Annotated in this window: 13 protein-coding genes; 9 read left to right on the top strand and 4 right to left on the bottom strand. The window is 41.4% G+C overall.

The features are described from left to right. Positions 1-94: 94 nt before the first annotated feature. Both glnE and AU255_RS01580 read right to left on the bottom strand, forming a co-directional pair. The gene (gene glnE / locus AU255_RS01585; protein WP_080521243.1) at positions 95-2,947 is read right to left on the bottom strand and encodes a bifunctional [glutamate--ammonia ligase]-adenylyl-L-tyrosine phosphorylase/[glutamate--ammonia-ligase] adenylyltransferase; all 2,853 of its coding nucleotides are present in this window, start codon (positions 2,945-2,947) and stop codon (positions 95-97) included. Positions 2,948-3,085: 138 nt separating this feature from the next. After that, the gene (locus AU255_RS01580) at positions 3,086-4,867 is read right to left on the bottom strand and encodes a DEAD/DEAH box helicase (protein WP_080521242.1); all 1,782 of its coding nucleotides are present in this window, start codon (positions 4,865-4,867) and stop codon (positions 3,086-3,088) included. A gap of 493 nt (positions 4,868-5,360) precedes the next feature. Here AU255_RS01580 and AU255_RS01575 point away from each other — a divergent pair, with 493 nt between their 5' ends. The 3 genes from AU255_RS01575 (at position 5,361) to AU255_RS01565 (ending at position 10,154) form a co-directional block, all read left to right on the top strand. Continuing rightward, a complete protein-coding gene (locus AU255_RS01575) occupies positions 5,361-7,202 on the top strand; it encodes a polysaccharide biosynthesis protein (RefSeq protein WP_233144529.1) in 1,842 nt (613 codons plus the stop codon). 30 nt (positions 7,203-7,232) lie between these two features. Continuing rightward, complete coding sequence (locus AU255_RS01570) at positions 7,233-8,186, top strand: acetoin utilization protein AcuC (protein ID WP_080521240.1); 954 nt, start codon at positions 7,233-7,235, stop codon at positions 8,184-8,186. 150 nt (positions 8,187-8,336) lie between these two features. Continuing rightward, positions 8,337-10,154, top strand: a complete 1,818-nt coding sequence (locus AU255_RS01565; RefSeq protein WP_233144528.1) for an ABC transporter ATP-binding protein — start codon at positions 8,337-8,339, stop codon at positions 10,152-10,154. Positions 10,155-10,497: 343 nt separating this feature from the next. Here AU255_RS01565 and AU255_RS01560 read toward each other — a convergent pair whose 3' ends face one another. Further along, positions 10,498-11,043, bottom strand: coding sequence for a MarR family winged helix-turn-helix transcriptional regulator (locus AU255_RS01560; protein ID WP_233144527.1), 546 nt, complete (start codon positions 11,041-11,043; stop codon positions 10,498-10,500). Between the two features lie 225 nt (positions 11,044-11,268). Between AU255_RS01560 and ectA the strand changes: the two genes are divergently transcribed. The 6 genes from ectA (at position 11,269) to AU255_RS01530 (ending at position 17,566) form a co-directional block, all read left to right on the top strand. Further along, positions 11,269-11,865 (top strand): diaminobutyrate acetyltransferase, encoded by a 597-nt coding sequence (ectA, locus tag AU255_RS01555; protein ID WP_233144526.1) that lies wholly within the window; start codon positions 11,269-11,271, stop codon positions 11,863-11,865. Further along, a complete protein-coding gene (gene ectB, locus AU255_RS01550) occupies positions 11,852-13,150 on the top strand; it encodes a diaminobutyrate--2-oxoglutarate transaminase (RefSeq protein ID WP_080521238.1) in 1,299 nt (432 codons plus the stop codon). Before ectA ends, ectB begins: the two co-directional genes overlap by 14 nt. Positions 13,151-13,206: 56 nt before the next feature. Then, positions 13,207-13,593, top strand: a complete 387-nt coding sequence (locus AU255_RS01545) for an ectoine synthase (RefSeq protein ID WP_080521237.1) — start codon at positions 13,207-13,209, stop codon at positions 13,591-13,593. Between the two features lie 138 nt (positions 13,594-13,731). Continuing rightward, positions 13,732-15,177, top strand: coding sequence for a sodium/proline symporter (locus AU255_RS01540; RefSeq protein WP_080521236.1), 1,446 nt, complete (start codon positions 13,732-13,734; stop codon positions 15,175-15,177). Positions 15,178-15,230: 53 nt separating this feature from the next. Continuing rightward, entirely contained in the window at positions 15,231-16,712 is a 1,482-nt protein-coding gene (locus AU255_RS01535) for an aspartate kinase (protein ID WP_233144525.1), read from the top strand. Beyond that, the gene (locus AU255_RS01530) at positions 16,697-17,566 is read left to right on the top strand and encodes a TPR end-of-group domain-containing protein (protein ID WP_080521235.1); all 870 of its coding nucleotides are present in this window, start codon (positions 16,697-16,699) and stop codon (positions 17,564-17,566) included. The genes AU255_RS01535 and AU255_RS01530 overlap by 16 nt, the downstream gene beginning before the upstream one ends. Before the next feature lie 338 nt (positions 17,567-17,904). Here the strand turns inward: AU255_RS01530 and AU255_RS01525 are convergent, their stop codons facing one another. Beyond that, positions 17,905-19,140 (bottom strand): hypothetical protein, encoded by a 1,236-nt coding sequence (locus AU255_RS01525; protein ID WP_080521234.1) that lies wholly within the window; start codon positions 19,138-19,140, stop codon positions 17,905-17,907. Between the last annotated feature and the right edge of the window lie 224 nt (positions 19,141-19,364).

The following is a 19,364-nucleotide window of genomic DNA, read 5'->3' as shown; positions in this document are numbered from 1 at the left end:
AAATGTAGCAAGTGCTATAGGTTTATAGCTTACTATCCATTTTCTCGGCTGGTTCTACTAATGTTTTATCAGGGATAATCTTAGATGAAAATATCTAGGTCATCAGTACTTGCCAAATATCGGCAACCTGCTGACGTATTTCAACCAACTCGTCTTGTGCGGCGAAGGCTTTATTTTCTTGCAGGGCTTCTTTATGTCCGCGATCACGAAAAATGCAATAGGCTTGCTTTAAAGCACTGACATATTCCTGGCTCAACAATTTCTGTTCAGCGAGTGTATCTAATAAACGCATATTATCGGTATATGTTGTTAGGCTGGGACTTTTTTCCGCCCAGGCCAACACGCAAAACTGTACGATAAATTCTATATCGGTAATACCGCCTATACCTTGTTTTAAACTAAAGCTTTGTTTATCACTTTTATCCAGTGTTTCACGCATTTTTTCGCGCATTTCGCAAACTTTCTGCTTTAATTCTGCCTCATTTCTTGTTAAACATAAAATTCTATGGCGAATTGCTTCGTATTTAGTCTGCGTTTCTTTGTCACCAGTAATAAACCTTCCGCGGACGAGCGCTTGATGCTCCCAGGTCCATGCCTGATCTTTCAAATAGTTTTCATAGCTATTTAAATCAGAGACTAATAAACCAGAATCACCGTTTGGGCGTAACCGCATATCTATCTCATACGCCATTCCCGATAACATTTGCGTATTAAGCAGACTACGAATACGTTGCCCTAGTGTTGCATAGAACTGCGCACTAGTGATCTTTTTGCCTCCATCGGTTAAAGCATAGCTATCAGGGTAATCATAAATAAAAATTAAATCCAGATCAGAACTATAACTTAATTCTATGCCACCTAATTTTCCAAAACCCAAGATCCCGAAGCGCATTTTCTCATCACTGGTATCTGGTGGTATGCCATGTTTTTCAGCCAGAATATGCCAGGCAATTTTTACTGCCTGCTCTAAAATAACTTCAGCGATATAGCTTAAATAATCACTGACGACCATGAGTGGTACGGCCCCCATAATATCAGCCGCCGCGACACGTAGCACATTGATATGCTTGAATTTGCGTAAAGCTATCATCATCTGCTCGGTATCAGCAAGTTCTATATTTTCAATTAGTTGCGCTAATTGCTGCTGCAAGGCTACTTTATCCAAAGGCTCATAGAGTGAACGTGTATCCAGTAACTCATCAAACAATGCCGGATAGGTAGATAAATACTTACTAATCCAGGGACTAGCTGAGGCCAGAGTGATCAACTGCTGCAAGGCTTTTTCATTCTCAACTAATAAAGCCAAATAAACATTGCGTCCCGCCAGGTTTTCAAATAATGCTGATAATCGCTGCAAAGTAACATAGGCATTTTTTTCTTTGGCGAGCATATCAATCATTTTCGGTACTAATTTATCCAGATTGCTAGCACCTTTACTGGTTAAGCGCTTAATCGCAGAGGTGTTTTTAAATTGATTGAGTAAACTGTAGATTTGTTCCGGCTTACGATAGCCTAGCTTCGCTAATCGATTCAGCGAACTATCTTCATGGTCTAAACCCATCCATATTTCTGTGCTGGTAGAGGGACTCTGTGCAGCAGAATCTGGCATGGAAAAGACTTCCTTAAACACATTGTGTACTTGCATGCGCACTTGGTCCAGGGCAGCCTTAAAGCTATCCCAACCCTCATAACCTAGAGAAAAAGCCAATATGGTCTGATCGCGCTCTGATTTTGGCAAATCGTGGGCCTGCCGGTCCTGAAATTCCTGAATATGATTTTCCACTCGGCGCAGAAAACGATAGGAACTGAGTAATTGCTGGCTGTCTTCAGCAGAAATTAATTCTTTTTCGCCTAACAAGACCAGAATATGCTGAATACGCCTTTCTTGCAATGCGACATCCTGCCCACCGCGTATTAATTGAAACGCCTGCCCGATAAACTCAATTTCTCGTATACCCCCGGGGCCGAGTTTTACGTTATCCATACGATCTTTGCGTTGTAGTTCCTGCGTAATTTGTTGTTTTAAAGAACGTAATTCTTCAAACGCGCCGTAATCCAGATAACGGCGATAGACAAAAGGCTTAATCAGCTCCATAAACTTCTCACCACCCCGCGTGTCACCTGCAACCGCACGAACCTTAACCATGGCGTAGCGCTCCCATTCGCGAGCCTGAGTCTGATAATAGTTTTCCAGACCATCAAAGGTCATAATGACAGGGCCACTATCACCAAAGGGACGCAGACGTATATCGGTTCTAAAAACAAAACCATCCGCCGTGATTTCATCCAGAATTTTAACCAACTGCCGACAAATACGACTAAAAAACTCGCCGTAACTGGTCTCTTTTCTGTCTGTTAAAACACCATCTTGTTGATAGGCAAAAATTAAATCAATATCCGAAGAATAATTAAGTTCCCAGGCACCTAATTTACCCATCCCTAAAATGACTAAACCTTGTTCTGTACCATCAAATAAAACCGGAATACCACGTCTATTACAAGCTTGCTGATATAAATAGTCTAGAGTAAATTGAATGCAGCTTTCAGCCAGTGTCGTTAAATCACTCAGAGTTTCATCGAGTTCAGACCAGCCAGCTAAATCACGCCAGGCAATCCGTAGCATTTGTTGATTACGGAACTGACGCAGAATTTTCATCAGTTCAGCTTCATTTTGAAAAGTGTATATGCTGAGTTGACTTTTATAGCTGCCTCGTACATCTGCAGAAAACAAATCACCGCTGTTAATTAAATCCAGCATGAATTGAGGCTGACGTTTACAAGTCTGGGCAACAAATTCACTGCAACAAAACACTTTTGGAAGCGTACTGATGACTTGCAGGTTTTCAGGAAAGTCTAGCTCTAATCGTGCTAGTGAGTCATTGAAGTGCTCGATATGCATATTCGCAGTATCGTGTAACTGAGGAGGAATATTATCCAGGGAAAACATGGAATTTCTCTATGTTAATACTTTGCATTCTGGTGATGTGCATGGCCAGAGCAGTAAATCCATGTCTGCCTGGAGCGGAATAAAGTCCGCTCCAGGCAGTAAGTTCATGGATATTTCGAGCCCGGTTCTTAACTAAAGTTAAGAAGATTTACTTTTGCGTGGATTTCTGCGGGGCTTTTTATCCGTTTTTTCTCCACTTCTATGCGAGTCTTTATTCTGTCTAGGAACTTCACCATCCTTAACAGGTGCAATATTCAGTTTTTGTCCGGCAACACGAGTTGCCTTCAAACCATTAAAAACTTCATCTGGCATACCTTTCGGCAAATCGACAATACTAAATTCAGCATGCATATCAATCTGTCCGATTTCTTTACCATTCAGCCCCGCCTCATTAGCAATCGCACCGACGATATTACCTGGCTTTGCACCATGGTCTTTACCAACTTCTATACGATAACGTTGCATACTGCCTTGTAGTGCAGCGCTTCCTTTACGACGCTTGCTTGAAGTTCTTTCACCTTCACCATCGCTGCTACGACTACGATCACGGCCTCGATCACGACCACCATCAGAATGCTCTTTCGTTTTAGCAGGCTTTTTCAATAATAGCGGTTCATCACCTTGTACCAGTTTCGCTAAGGCAGCAGCAATCTCATTGGCTGGAACGTCGTGTTCTGTTTCATATTGTTCAATGATTTTATTGTAAAACTCTAACTCTTCTGTTGCTAAAGTATCAGTAATCTGTTGTTTAAAGCGATTAACTCGCTTATCGTTAATCATTTCCGTGGAAGGCATTTCCATCAGTTCGATACGCTGCCTGGTTGCACGTTCAATTGCGCCTAACATGCGTTTTTCACGTGGTGCAACAAATAAAATCGCATCACCAGTTCTGCCTGCACGCCCTGTGCGGCCAATACGATGCACATAGGCTTCTGTATCATAAGGTATATCATAGTTAATAACATGGCTGATACGCTGCACATCCAGACCACGGGCAGCAACATCCGTAGCTACAAGAATATCCAGTTTGCCATTTTTTAATTTTTCAATGGTTTTTTCACGTTGATTTTGCGCTAAATCACCATTAATCGCTGCTGCTGAAAAACCGCGTGCTTCTAATTTTTCTGCTAATTCGATAGTTGAGTTTTTAGTGCGCACAAAAATGATCATGCCATCAAAAGTTTCTGCCTCTAAAATACGTGTTAATGCATCCAGCTTATGCATCCCGCTCACTGTCCAGTATCGCTGACGAATAGTTTCGGCTGTCGTGGTTTTAACTTTAATAGTAACGTGTTCAGGATTATGCAAATAGTTATCAGCAATACGACGAATAGCTGTTGGCATTGTTGCTGAAAACAAGGCAATTTGACGTTGCTTGGGCAACTGCTCTAATACCCATTCGACATCGTCGATAAAACCCATACGTAGCATTTCATCTGCTTCATCTAATACCAGGCATGTTAAGTTCTCTAGCTTTAAAGTACCTTTGCGCATATGGTCCATAACACGCCCAGGCGTGCCAACGACAACATGAGCACCACGCCTTAACATACGCAATTGTCCGGAATAATCTTGTCCTCCGTAAATCGGTGCCACATGAAAATCTTTAATATATTTTGCGTATTTTTGAAAGGCTTCAGCAACCTGTATCGCTAATTCACGCGTAGGCGCTAAAACCAGAACTTGAGGATCCTTTTGTTTGATGTCTAATTTTGACAATAAAGGTAAAGCAAATGCGGCAGTTTTACCGGTTCCAGTCTGTGCCTGTCCAAGCACATCTCTGCCTTCCAGAATTAGTGGAATGGTCAGTGCCTGAATCGGTGACGGATTTTCATAGCCAACTTCATTCAGAGCTTTAAATAGCGGATCAATAAGTTTTAAATCGGAAAATTTTGGAAGTGATAATACTTCGGAGGTCATTAAGCGTTCCTAGTGTGTTTGCGTCAATAGAGTTTTTGCGGTTCTATTGTGGTATACGATGAGAGTGCTGGGCAGAATATAAAAAGCTACCTGATATTAAAAATTTTATCCTCTATAATACCCCATATAATATATTTATGCTCGGCTTATTATAGATTCAGTTGCTGAGCAAGTTATTTTTGCAAACTTAATAGCACTTTTTAAGCCAATGAGCATTTGAGTTCGCCATCCAACGCCTTAATAACCCTCCATACCAAGAGACTAAATTACCAAACACCTAATGCAATGCTTCTTAACAAACTAAATGCAAACCCCCATGACTACTGGAATCGCACTTGTAACTTGAATTATATTGATTATCTATCCTTTCAATGCCAATATAGACAAAGAATTGTATCTTATTTTTATACAACATATTTCTTAGAAGTAGCTGCCAGTAGGTTGTTGACAACTCAAAAAACTAATAAACCCGTTAAAACTACCGAGACCACCAGTGTTCAATAGTTACTTTGCATTTAGATCACGCTTAACCATCGCAACCCACGATGCCTTTATGGTGGCATGCGCCTGGCTACTAGCTTTCTGGTTCCGTTTTGATTTAGAACTTATACCCAGTGATTATCTCAAAAATGCCTTAGTTCATTTACCCTATGTCATTATTAGTCAATCAATTATTTTCTGGTATTTTGGTTTATATAAAGGTGTCTGGCGTTTTTCTTCATTACCCGATTTAATCAGAATTTTTAAGGCCGTCTTTTTCGGCGTTTTCTTTATTGCCGGGAGCCTATTCGTTTATAACCGACTAGCCTTTATGCCGCGCTCAGTACTACCACTCTATACCAGTTTTTTATTACTATTGTTAAGCATTCCCCGCTTGTTTTATCGCTACTATAAAGATGGGGTAAAACACGAATCAGCGGCCCAGCGTGCACTAATTATTGGCGCAGGTGCCGCAGGAGAAATGCTGGCAAGAGACTTATTACAAGACGAGGTCTCTTTATTGCCGATCGCCTTTGTGGATGATGATAAAAGAAAAAAAGGGCGGTCAATACGAGGTTTACAGGTTCTTTTCGATACTAATTTAATCGCTGAATATACAGCAAAACTGAATGTCGATATTATTCTGATTGCCATCCCGTCTGCATCTGAAATAGAAATGCGTGGCATTGTTGAGGCTTGTGAACAGGCCCAGGTCCCCTTCAAAACCTTACCTTCTGTTAAAGAATTACTTTCTAATACTGTTTCTAAAGGAAATTTAAGGGATGTTGCCATTGATGATATTTTAGGGCGTGAACCAGTCAATCTGAACTGGACCCAAATTAAATCCAGCCTATCGGGCAAAAGAATTTTAATTACCGGAGGAGGAGGCTCTATAGGTTCCGAACTTTGTCGCCAACTCGCTAGGGTTTCGCCAGAATCATTAATTATTTATGAACATTCTGAATTTAACCTGTATCAAATCCAGTCAACATTAAAAAAGAGCTTTCCTGATTTAAAGCTTAGTGCAATTTTAGGTGATGTATCTGATCGAACTGCAGTAGAAGAGCTTATTCGCAATGAAAAACCTGACATAATTTTTCATGCAGCAGCTTATAAACATGTGCCTTTATTAGAAGGACAGGTCTTAGCCGCTGTGACTAATAATTTAATAGGCACAAAAAATGTCGCTGAAGTAGCACTCGCTGAAAATGTTGAACGCTTTGTTTTAATATCTACCGATAAAGCAGTAAATCCAAGCAATATTATGGGAGCAACCAAACGTGCGGCAGAAATTTTATGTCAAAATCTAAATACCCGGGCGGAACACACTTCATTTATAACAGTCCGCTTTGGTAACGTGCTCGATTCGGCAGGCAGTGTAGTACCTTTATTTAGAGAACAAATTAAAACCGGAGGTCCCGTTACCGTTACACATGCTGATGTGACGCGTTTTTTTATGACCATACCTGAAGCCTGTCGGCTTATTATGAACGCTGAAGCAGTCGGTGCCGGCGGTGAAATCTATGTACTGGATATGGGCAAGGCAATCAAGATTAGCTACCTCGCCGAACAAATGATTCAACTAAGCGGCTTAAGCGTCGGTTCAGATATTAAAATTGAATATATCGGCCTGCGCGCAGGGGAGAAATTACATGAAGAACTATTTCATGAGCAAGAGCAATTATTAGGCACCGGATTTGAAAAGCTCTTTTTAGCAAAAGCTCGACGCTATGAGCAGGATGTATGGGAGCAACAAATGGAAAATTTACTCGCGGCATGCAAAAGCCGCAATTCTGCAAATATACTAGAGCAACTAAAACAATTAGTGCCTGAGTTTAATAATGTGGACGAATAGCAATCTCGCTTATAAGGAAACATTACCCAGATGAGCCGACACCACTGCTGTGTCTATCTTGGCGACGATTTAGCCCGTTATAGCTTTGCTAATGACCATCCTTTTGGCCCGATGCGGTATCAAGTATTTGCACAAGAATTCTACCAACAATTCCTGCAAGAAAAAGTCGACATACTGCCGCCACAAAAGGCGCCACAAAGTATCCTGGAATTATTTCACACACACGATTATGTCGAACAGGTAAAACAACAATCCAGACAGGGTATCGGCTATTTAGATCAGGGAGACACTCCTGCATTTATTGGCATGTACGAAGCAGCCTCGTTTGTGGTGGGCACAGTCTGTGATGCAGTAGATCGCATTATCAGCAATGAATATCAACACGCATTTATTCCGATAGCAGGCTTACATCATGCACGACGCCACATAGCAGCAGGCTTCTGTGTATATAACGATTGTGGTGTGGCTATCGAGTACCTGCGTAACAAATATAATATTCAACGTATTGCCTATATTGATATTGATGCCCATCATGGCGATGGCGTATTTTACAGTTTTGAAAATGACCCTGAACTTATCTTTGTTGATCTGCATGAAGATGGCCATTTTTTATACCCTGGCACAGGAGCAGAATCCGAAACAGGTAAAGACAGGGCAGTCGGCACAAAACTCAATATTCCCATGCCCCCGCACTCAAATGACGAGGCTTTTATGCAGGCATGGGAATCTGTAGAAGAATTCCTGTTAAAACACGGTGCCGATTTTATTCTCTTGCAATGCGGGGCCGACAGCATAAAAGGCGATCCTATTACGCATATGGAATACAGCGAAAAAGCACATGCCTATGCAGCTGAAAGACTTTGTATATTAGCCAGTCAACTGTGTCACAACAAATTTATTGCAATGGGCGGCGGTGGATATAATCATAGGAATATCGCTAAAACCTGGACAGCTGTGGTATCCCGTATGGCTCACAAATATTAAACAAGGCAATAACTTTGACTATTGCCGCCACAAAATAAGCTTCAGTTTTTTGCCCTGTCTATTGTACTGGAATCTTTATACTCAGTTAGCGACAAGCTGACTTACATGCTTGATTTATAATCACGCTTTTAAATCTATATTTTATTCAACGTGGCCCCTGCACAGATAGAAAATACTGAAGCCCCTCCTTTGCCAGCAACATCCTTCGGATTTTGTTTTCGCTATGTTACCGCTTACCTGTGGGGTATATTGCTGATGGCTGCACTTGAGGCGGGGCAGGCCGCTTGTTCTATATTGCTTCCCTATGCAATAAAACAAATTATGGATGCTGTTACCCTTGCTCATACACTCAAAATAGACGTATGGACCAAGGTAGAATCACCCCTTTGGTTATTTGGCTTGTTAAATCTAGGTATCGTGCTATTTTCACGAGCAAGCGGATCCATTTTGATAATGCTTGGACCGACATTGCGCCTGCGTGTGCGCCGTGAATTATTCGCCTATTTACAGCACCATTCCCAGCGCTACTTTCTAAGCCATTTCGCAGGTTCTTTGGCTAATCGAATCAGTGAAGTATCACTGGGCGTTGCCAATGTAATCTGGACCGTGTTATTTGATTTTTGGCCACTGATCATTTCTTTCAGTGTCTCCCTGATTTTACTGATAGGCGTTAATCTTGAACTGGCTTTAACTCTGGGTTTGTGGATTGCGGTGTATGTGCTGATTTCTTTTTTACTGGCACTACGTTGTCGACAGTATGCTCAAAAATACGCTGCAGCAAGAAGCATGGTGAGTGGCAAGATCGTTGATTCTGTGACTAATATCATGAACGCAAAATTGTTTGCCCGGCGTGAATATGAGCAAACTTACCTGGGTGGTTACCTGAATACAGAAGTCAAAATTGCCCGGCAGACTTTTTGGTTTATGGAACGCATACGCTGGTTTCAGTTTATTGCCGCTATGATATTGATGCTCGGGATTATTGGTTACGCACTCAAAATATGGAGTGCGAATGCTATGACCGTGGGTGAGTTTGCCATGGCGGCGAGCCTGTCATTAATGCTGATTGAACAAGCTCGAGGTTTGAGTCGACGCTTTCTTGAGTTTTTTGAATATACCGGAAATATCAATGACGGGGTAAGTCAAATCATACAACCTCATGAAATTCTGGATCCGGTTAATGCAAAAAATTTAATAGTAAAATCAGGCACTATTAAATTTCATAAAGTTGACTTTAGTTACGTGGCAGGAAAACCGGTTTTTCAGAACCTGAATATATCGATTAAATCTGGAGAAAAAGTCGGACTGGTTGGATTTTCAGGGAGTGGTAAAAGTAGTTTACTGAATCTCATTTTGCGTCTATTTGAACCCCAATCCGGAAGTATTTTAATAGATCAGCAGAATATCCATTCGGTTTCTCAGGAAAGTTTGCGCAATAACATTGCCATGATTCCTCAGGATCCGATGTTGTTTCATCGTACACTCATGGAAAATATTCGCTATGGCCGACTAGATGCGTCCGATAATGAAGTCATAGAAGCCTCTAAAAAAGCACATGCCCATGAATTTATAATGGATACCGAAGAGGGTTATGAGTCTCTGGTGGGAGAGCGTGGTGTTAAATTATCAGGAGGGCAGCGGCAGCGCATTGCTCTGGCGCGAGCTATTCTAAAAAACAGCTCAATTTTATTACTTGATGAAGCGACCAGTGCTCTGGATTCCATCACAGAAAGGCTCATTCAGGAAAGTCTCGTTTACCTGATGCGGCATAAAACAGTAATGGTTATTGCACATCGACTGTCAACCCTGTCTCATCTTGACCGCATTCTGGTTTTTCACCAGGGACAAATTATTGAAAATGGCAGCCACGCCGAATTACTTCGCCTAAATGGTCACTACGCAAAACTATGGTCTATGCAGGCAGGCGGTTTTCTTCCTGAAGCAGCAGACATTCAAGTTCGATCTTAAAAAATATTATATAAGATCGTGCCAGGTTAGCTAGACACAACGGGGAGCGTGAATTTTTAGCACGCATTGTTAAAACTTAGGCTGCCGGTCTGCTCCCAATATCATGGAGACTAAGCGCGTCATACATCTGTCCTATCCGTTTGTTTATGCAAGACACGCTACCAAAAACCACACAAGCAACTCTCAAGCTTCCCCATATGTAAAACTATGCCAAGTTGATAGCTTTCCATTTTTCTGTATATCAATAAACTAACACTTCGCAGCCTGCAAACAACTATGCATTAATGTACAAGCTATCCATGTGGTCTTAGGCGAACCATAAAGAGCAGAGAGCTTTGCTTTATTAGATCTTATCTTCTTTAATTAGCGTCTTACTATTGTTAAGTTCTGTGCATTGTCTGTCTATAAGTCCAATATCCAGAACTGGAGATGCATCAATATCTTGTGCATCCATCATCTGAGCAACACGCTGTAGCGACGAAATAATCATGGTCTTTTCCCATTCGTGAAGATCAGTGAACTGTTGAGTAAATTGGTCTTGTAGTGGTAGTGGCGCATTTATCAGTACCTTAGACGCCTCCTCTGTTAGGTAAGCATGTACTTTTCGTTTATCTTGTTCCGAACGTTGGCGAGTAATTAGGTTACGCTTTTCGAGTCTATCCAAAATCGTTGTCACTGTTGCTTGACTAAGGCTTATTTTATTAGCCAGTTCACCTATCGTTGCTTGACCCATCGTGCTAATCGCTTGCAGTAACAAAATTTGCGGGGCCGTTAGCCCGGTTGTTTTTTCAAGATATTTTGAGTGCAGATCAGTTGCTCTTATCACACGACGCAGAGCAATGAGTACTTCTTCAATTCGCTTCAAAAGCACACCTTTGGTTATTTGCAAAATAATTTGATTATAAACTGATCTTCAGTGAATACAGCCTGTAATCTTTAATAATATATGGAAAAGATATTTTTAAAGCGTTCTCCCATTAATGTTTGTTGCTGCTTAGTTTAAGTCTATTGCGAATCCCTTTGCGATGTAATATTGTTTAGTGCACTATACTTTGATGTCTAAATAATATATCATATAAAGGTAATTTCAATCTTACTCATTCAATTTAATTTATTGAAATATCAGCTTTTAGCATATTTTTCCATAAAATATATAATTAGATGTGTATACAAATTTGGTGCTTTTAATATTAAAAGTTTAGTTATAGATCTACGTCAGCCTTTACCAGAAGATGGTTCACAGGCATTTAAACTAATTTCTCAATGCCCCCCGTTAGATACAAATTCCTTATATTGCAATTTATTGCAATGCAGTCATTTTTCCTGTACTTCAGTAGCCGCTGTTGCTCAAGATGAAGTGGTAGGATTTATCTCAGCCTATGTTGTTCCTGATAGACCGAATACATTGTTTGTCTGGCAAGTGGCCGTCGGCACGCAGGCACGCGGCCAGGGGCTTGCAACACGTATGTTACAACACATACTTGATCGCCCACTTTGCAATGACATCAGGTATCTTGAAACAACTATTACCGAATCAAATCAGGCCTCTTGGGCTTTATTCAACGGCCTGTCCAGCAAGTTAAATACCGAACTTCACAGCTCAGTTATGTTTGATCGCAAGCAACATCTTGATAATGCTCATGACACTGAAATGTTAGTGAAGATTGGTCCGTTTAATATAAGAAAGGAAATTAATAATGAAAATATTTGAAGAAATCGAATCAGAAGTACAGTCTTATGCGCGCTCATTTCCACGTATTTTTAACAAAGCAGTCGGTGAATTTCTTTATGATGAAGATGGCGTTGAATATCTTGATTTTCTTGCGGGTGCGGGTACCTTAAATTATGGTCATAATAACCCTGTATTTAAGGAAAAATTACTCCAGTATATTCATGATGACGGAATTACTCATGGATTAGATCTGCATACCAAAGCTAAAGAAGAGTTCCTTAACACCTTTAACGAAAAAATTCTAAAACCGCGTAATCTGGATTATGTGCTGCAATTTACCGGACCTACTGGAACCAATGCAGTCGAAGCCGCGCTAAAATTAGCGCGAAATGTCACCGGGCGTGAAAATATTATTGCTTTTACCAATGGTTTCCACGGTGTGAGCCTGGGGGCATTAGCCGCTACAGGAAATTCTCACCATCGCGGAGCCGCAGGCGTGAGCCTTAATGGTGTGAGCCGTATGCCTTTTGATGGTTATTTGGGTGAAGATATCGATACCATCGCTTATTTGGATAAAGTACTTACTGATTCAAGTAGCGGTATTGACCTGCCTGCCGCGGTTATTGTTGAAACTGTTCAAGGTGAAGGTGGTATTAATGCGGCGAGCCTTGGATGGCTAAAGGATTTGCAAGCGACGTGTAAAAAGCATGATGTCTTATTAATTGTTGATGATATTCAAGCAGGATGTGGTCGCACCGGCACCTATTTTAGCTTTGAAGAAGCCGGTCTTTACCCTGATATCGTGACCCTTTCAAAATCATTAGGCGGCTATGGCTTACCTTTTGCGATGGTACTTATTCGTCCAGAAATAGATCAATGGAAACCCGGTGAGCATAATGGCACCTTCAGAGGCAATAGCTTTGCCTTTGTTACGGCAAAAGCGGCCATCGATACATACTGGTCAGATGATACATTTTCAAAAGAGATAAAGCGCAAAGGTGAATATGTTTCAAAACGTCTGGAAGCCATTATTGATCAATATGGGGAAGGTAATTTTAGTACTCGTGGGCGCGGTATGTTTCAGGGAATCAATTGCATTAACAGTGATTTGGCAGGAAAAATAACCCACAAAGCCTTTCAGAAAAACATGATTATTGAAACCAGCGGCGCCGATGATCAAGTGGTTAAGTTTCTATGCCCGCTTATTATTAGTGACGCAAACTTAAAAAAAGGCATCGATATCGTTGAGCAGGCGATAAAAGAGGTGTGCGCTAAGGAAGATTCGATTCCAGAAGAAAAAGATTATTTTGCTACCACTGCTTAAAGCGATAAACAAGAAACGTATATTAAACACTCAGCCTATTTATCCAACAAAACATTATGATTGTTAGACAACTCCAAGAAGCGGAAAAAACAACGCGTCGCGTTGTATCACCTGATGGTAATTGGGAAAGTACTCGCATGTTATTAAAAGATGACAATATGGGATTCTCTTTCCATATTACAACCATTTATGCTGGGGCAGACTTTCAGATGCACTATCAAAATCATTTGGAATCGGTGTATTGCATTTCAGGGGAAGGCGAAGTTGAAACGCGAGTGGATCATAAAAAGCATCCGATTACACCCGGTACACTTTATATTTTAGATCAACATGATCAACATACGCTACGCGCCTTTACAGAGATGAAAATGGCCTGCGTCTTCAACCCTCCGCTTAACGGCAAGGAAGTACATAATGCAGAGGGTGCTTACGAGTTAAGCTGAAAAGAAATTAGCACTTGAACTAACGAAGTGAACTAGCGAAAAGGTTTAACTGCCTACTCGACAAGTCCCAATTAAACCGTGGCTATTTGATGCTCATCCGAGATAAGTAGGTATAGAATTTTCTTTAAGGAGCACTTAGTGATTATCAGTTTTTTATGTTTTATGGCGCTATTTGTTGCTATCGGCGTTAGCTCTTTTTTTAAAAGCCAAGACACCAAGAAAGATTATTATCTGGCCAGCGGTTCTATTTCGCCCGGCTTAGTGGGTCTATCAGCAGTGGCAACCAATAATAGCGGCTATATGTTTATAGGCATTATTGGTTACACTTATGCTACGGGACTTGCTTCAATATGGTTAATGCTGGGTTGGATTGCAGGCGATTTTCTGGCTTCTACTTTTGTGCATTCACGCTTGCGTGTTGCAACAGAAGCGACCGGTGAAGTGAGTTATGCAGGCATATTAAGTCATTGGCACGGCGAGAAATATAAAGTATTACAGCGAGCGATTGCCCTTATTTCACTGTTTTTTTTATTGGCTTATGCCAGTGCGCAATTAGTTGCAGGCAGTAAAGCACTGCATGTCCTATTTGACTGGCCTCTTTGGGCAGGTGCCGTATTAGGTAGCATTATGGTGGTGCTGTATTGTTTTGCCGGAGGCATTCGCGCGTCGATCTGGACGGATGCAGCGCAATCTGTGGTTATGATATTTTCCATGAGCTTATTATTGGTAACAGCAATTAGCTCACTAGGTGGTCTTTCTAATGCGCTCGACCAGATGAGTGCTATTGAAGGCTTTATGGATTGGTTCCCAAAAGATTTAGCACTGCCAGGATTGGCCGGTGGTATTTTATTTTCTATTAGCTGGATGTTTGCAGGTTTATCGGTCATAGGTCAACCTCATGTTATGGTGCGTTTTATGGCATTAAACGATGCTAGCAAAATGCGCCAAGCGAGATTATGGTATTACAGCTGGTATTTTATTTTTTATAGTATGGCGACGGGGATAGGCTTATTATCGCGTATCTATTTGGTAGATACGGGGAAATTCGATGCTGAATTGGCACTCCCTACAATGGCTCTGCAATTATTATCACCCGCTTTTGTCGGCTTAATTCTCGCAGGAATTTTTGCTGCCACCATGTCCACAGCTGACTCGCTAATATTAAGCTGCTCAGCTGCACTCACCCATGATTTATTGCCGCATAAAATTGAAAATACTCGCTTACTTAAAGGGGCTACGGTTGCGATTACCATGGCTGCTTTAGTGTGGGCATTACTTAATAGTCAGAGTGTTTTCAGTTTAGTTATTATGGCCTGGTCTGGTTTAGCCAGTGCTTTTGCGCCGTTGTTGATTGTTTTGTGTCTGGGCAAAAAACCAAGTCAAAACAGAAGTCTATGCGCAATGTTTACAGGCTTAGGTGTTGCGCTTTTATGGCGATATTTAGGCTGGCATGCTGTTATATATGAGGGAATGATCGGTATTATTGCAGGCTTATCGGTATTTTATATACCCGTAATTTTTAAGAAAGAGGGCATTTTAATGCAATTAAAAATACAGGTTATGAATCTTGTAAGTACAAAGTGAATATCTGCTATTAAATAAAAGACCTGCCCTATTAGCCTTCCGGAAACACAATTATGAGCAACCTGAACGAAGAGAAGCCAAAGAATACTGAAATGAATTTTCATAGTGTAGAAAAAATTGGCGGCACGTCAATGAGTAATTATGCTGCAGTGCGCGACAACATTATTTTAAAGCCCACACAAAGCAATAAGCCTTATCAACGAATCTTTGTTGTTTCTGCTTATGCCGGTATCACTAATGATTTGCTAGAGCATAAAAAAACAGGGCAGCCTGGCGTTTTTTCCTTATTTGCCAACAATGACGACGACCAAGGCTGGCGGCAAGCGCTGCAGACTTTAAAGATAAGTATGCAAGCCATTAATACCTCACTCTTTGAAGACGGGGAATTACTGGAGCAAGCCAATGCCTTTATCAGTGAGCGACTGGATGACGCCGAGAGCAGCTTAACGGACCTGCACAGCCTCTGTCAGCATGGCCATTTTGCCTTAGACTCGCATTTGGAGACGGTTAGGGAAATGCTAGCCAGTATCGGCGAAGCTCATAGCGCCTGGAATATGACACAGTTACTAAAATGCGAAGGAATTAACACTTGCTTTATTGATTTAACCGGTTGGAAATCCACTCGGCACTTGCCCTTAGATGATCGTATTCAGTTGGCATTTAACGGGCTTGATCTGAATACACAATTGCCAATCGTCACCGGCTATGCCCACAGTGCGGATGGCTTGATGTCCAGTTTCGACAGGGGCTACAGTGAAATGATATTCAGCCGGATTGCAGTATTAACCCAAGCTCAGGAAGCGGTCATCCATAAAGAGTTTCATCTGAGTAGTGCCGACCCTCGGATCGTTAGTGAAGCTAACGCCGTCCCCATTGGCCGTACTAATTATGACGTCGCAGACCAGTTAGCTAAACTCGGAATGGAGGCGATACATCCTAAAGCTGCCAAGGGTTTGCGCCGGAACAATATTCCCTTACGCGTAAAAAATACCTTTGAACCTGATCACAGCGGCACATTGATTACCGGTGACTATATCAGCGATGTTCCGTGCGTGGAAATTATCGCAGGTTGCAAAGGCGCCTATGCGCTGGAGATTTTCGACCAGGACTTAGCGGGCAATATCGATCGGTATGATCACGAAATCCTGACAGCGATACACCGCTTCAAAGCCAATATCATTGCCAAGGACATTAATGCCAACAGCATTACCCATTATCTGTCTACGAACCTGAAAACGATAAAAAGAATTCGGCGGGTGCTCGAAGAGACATTTCCCGAATCGGAAATAGACCAGCAGAAAATAGCCATCGTTTCAGCAATCGGCAGCGACATGCAGATACCCGGTATTCTGGCAAAAACGGTGGGCGGCTTAGCCAGCCAGAATATCAGTGTATTGGCTATGCACCAATCCATGCGGCAAGTCAATATGCAGTTTATTATCAAGGTTGATGATTATGAAAGAGCAATTAAAAGCCTGCATAGTTGCTTGATTGAAGTACACAATCATGGTCGCGCAATATGTCTCGCCTCATAATATTATTTTTAACGGCATTGGTGCCATTACTCGCCATGAGTCAGCCCGCTGAAATAAAAGATGCCAGGCAAAAGCAGGTGGAGGCACTGAAAAATCCCTTGTATAGCCCTTTTATCGAACGTTACATGCTGGATGAGTTAAAACAATTACGGACCGATATGGCCGCGCAAAAAAATGAGCTGCTCCAGCAAGTTATAGATCGGGAGTTAACCTCGGTAGATAGAGGCGTGACTTATGCGACTAATGCGATCACTTATTTTTTCTATTTGATTGCTGGCACTACTTCTATTTTATTATTGATAGGCTGGACGTCTATCAAGGATATGAAAGAACGCGTTCAATCATTGGCTGATGAAAAAATCTCGGAACTTGTCAATGAATATGAACAGCGTTTAGCCATTATTGAGCAGCAACTCAACCAAAAGACCCAACATATTGAAAAAAACCGCGAAGAGATAGAGTTGACCCGGGAAATGCAATCGCTTTGGCTACGTGCCGGTCAGGATACCAACCCAGCCAACAAAGTCGCTATTTATGATCATATACTAAAGCTAAATGTGGATGATTGTGAGGCATTAACTTACAAAGCCGATGCCGTACTTGAGCTAGGCGAACCTCAGTGGGCGGCTAATTTATGTCATCAGGCATTGAAGATTGACCCTGATAATGGCCATGCTTTCTATCAGCTTGCCTGCGCTTACACGGTAATGGGGCATCTCGAAGATGCTGTTCGCTTTTTATCCGAGGCGTTTGTCAGGACTGAATCCTATCGCGATGAAATTGCCAAGGACCCTGTATTACTGCCGTTAAAGGATTTCGCACCCTTTAAAGAACTATTGCGTAGCGCAAAATGATTTTCAATTCTTCCTTCCTCATAATATTCATTGATGAGGGTTGCATTTCATGTCTCGGTACTCCTTAGAGATCAAAACCAACAAAAAACTGAATAATGCCCTAATAAAAGATGTTTTCTTGGCTGTAAAATAAGCTATTTGCAATATAATGTCTCATTTGTACATCATCCATCCCTGCTAAATTTCACTGAAAGCGGCTGAATGCTCCAATTATCAGACGTATATTAGCTATCCCCAATTATTTTAAGTGCTTTCTGCCTAAACAATCATTCTTAGAATTTAGAAACGCTAGCTGAACTCCAAATTAATGAACATGTAATTTTGAATAAATACACGCATTAACTAACTGCATTTCGCCAGGTAACAAGCAAATCAGCACACATAGAAAGTACAATCTTAGGACCCGGGCATGTGTACCATCCAGCATAATCTGTGGCATGGAAATCAACCGAATTAAAACTGATCATTGCAGACATCAAATTATCGCGATCGGGGTTGAAAGCAGCTGGATCGGGAAACTGCCTGATATCCTGGTTTGCAAGACCTATACATGCAGCAAGCACGGTGCCCTTTGGGAAATAGCATGCTTTACCCGCTACCTCAAATGACATGAGCTGCGGAGTAATAACGTTGACCATGTTGACAGGGGCATGACATCGAGCAATCTCAAGTACAGCACGTTGAACAAGTATGTTGTCTGAGGTATCAATTGGAAAATCTGAGGGGATTTCGCTTAATACATAAGTCGCAAGGTCAACTCCATTTCTTAAGGCAGCAATACCCACAATCGACAATAACAAATAACTCCATTGCTGTTTGTTTAAATAATGATTAGCTACTGATGGAAAATAGTCTTTCAAAACTGGAGAGCGCTGAATAAGCAAGACAATTTCATCAATATTATTCTGTAAACTGTGGAGCATAAAACCCGGGAGTGCATAAGGTGTTATCGTTTTAAACATATAATCAGCAGTCGAGCCTCCTGTACAGAACAGTTTTCTAATGGCTTCAACTTGAGTTTCATTGACTGTTACTTCCAGTATGACCAACATCAAATAGCGAATAACCATGCGCTGAACATTCGGAGAAATAGACTTAGCATCAGGAGTACTACCATATTGTTGCGCTGAATGAACTAATTCGTCTATTAATTTCTGAAGCCTTGGCTCAGGTGATCGATTCTGGGCCTGAATGAGCAAACTATTCCAGATATAATCATGAAATGCCTTGTGCTGACCCGACACACCCGCTTCTTTATCTGCCAGGAATAATAGAAGGTCGGCAGGCAACCGATTTCGTAGTAGTCGCGCGGGCCTAAGAAAAACCCCTTGATGTTGCGGGCTTTTAATTAATGAGGTAACTGCATAGTACTCACCTACGATTAATCGACCTAAAGCAGCGTAATTAGGGCCTAAAATCTCCGACCGTCTGGTAAGAAATTTTCGTGCTCCCTGCCTGATATAGAGCATTAAATCAATAAAATAAAGTATGCTCAACAGCATGTCAGTTAGCACATTTGGGTGCTGAAAACACCAGAGTTGCATATAACTTGAAGCGCGAATTAGAAAAGTCATGGAGGGGCATTCCTTTACCATTGAGATTACATTACATTACATAAAGTCTAGCCCTAATTCAAGAATTTTGTAAACACGATGTCTTCCGAAGTCATGCGTGTCTAATAATCGCAGTTGAATTGAGGTAAGTAATATTAGCTATACTTAAGAAACTCTACTGGAAATCAAAGCCTGCTTATATTTCGCACGATAACAGCTGTAGCTCTCCAACCGTATATTTTTAG

Source organism: Methyloprofundus sedimenti (assembly GCF_002072955.1).
Lineage (GTDB): Bacteria > Pseudomonadota > Gammaproteobacteria > Methylococcales > Methylomonadaceae > Methyloprofundus > Methyloprofundus sedimenti.
This window is presented reverse-complemented; position numbering and strand designations above follow the sequence as displayed.

Excerpts from the sequence above, each read along its gene's own strand:
- glnE (WP_080521243.1), bottom strand. The coding sequence starts at position 2,947 with ATGTTTTCCCTGGATAATATTCCTCCTCAGTTACACGATACTGCGAAT.
- AU255_RS01580 (WP_080521242.1), bottom strand. The coding sequence starts at position 4,867 with ATGACCTCCGAAGTATTATCACTTCCAAAATTTTCCGATTTAAAACTT.
- AU255_RS01570 (WP_080521240.1), top strand. The coding sequence starts at position 7,233 with ATGAGCCGACACCACTGCTGTGTCTATCTTGGCGACGATTTAGCCCGT.
- ectB (WP_080521238.1), top strand. The coding sequence starts at position 11,852 with ATGAAAATATTTGAAGAAATCGAATCAGAAGTACAGTCTTATGCGCGC.
- AU255_RS01545 (WP_080521237.1), top strand. The coding sequence starts at position 13,207 with ATGATTGTTAGACAACTCCAAGAAGCGGAAAAAACAACGCGTCGCGTT.
- AU255_RS01535 (WP_233144525.1), top strand. The coding sequence starts at position 15,231 with ATGAGCAACCTGAACGAAGAGAAGCCAAAGAATACTGAAATGAATTTT.
- AU255_RS01530 (WP_080521235.1), top strand. The coding sequence starts at position 16,697 with ATGTCTCGCCTCATAATATTATTTTTAACGGCATTGGTGCCATTACTC.
- AU255_RS01525 (WP_080521234.1), bottom strand. The coding sequence starts at position 19,140 with ATGACTTTTCTAATTCGCGCTTCAAGTTATATGCAACTCTGGTGTTTT.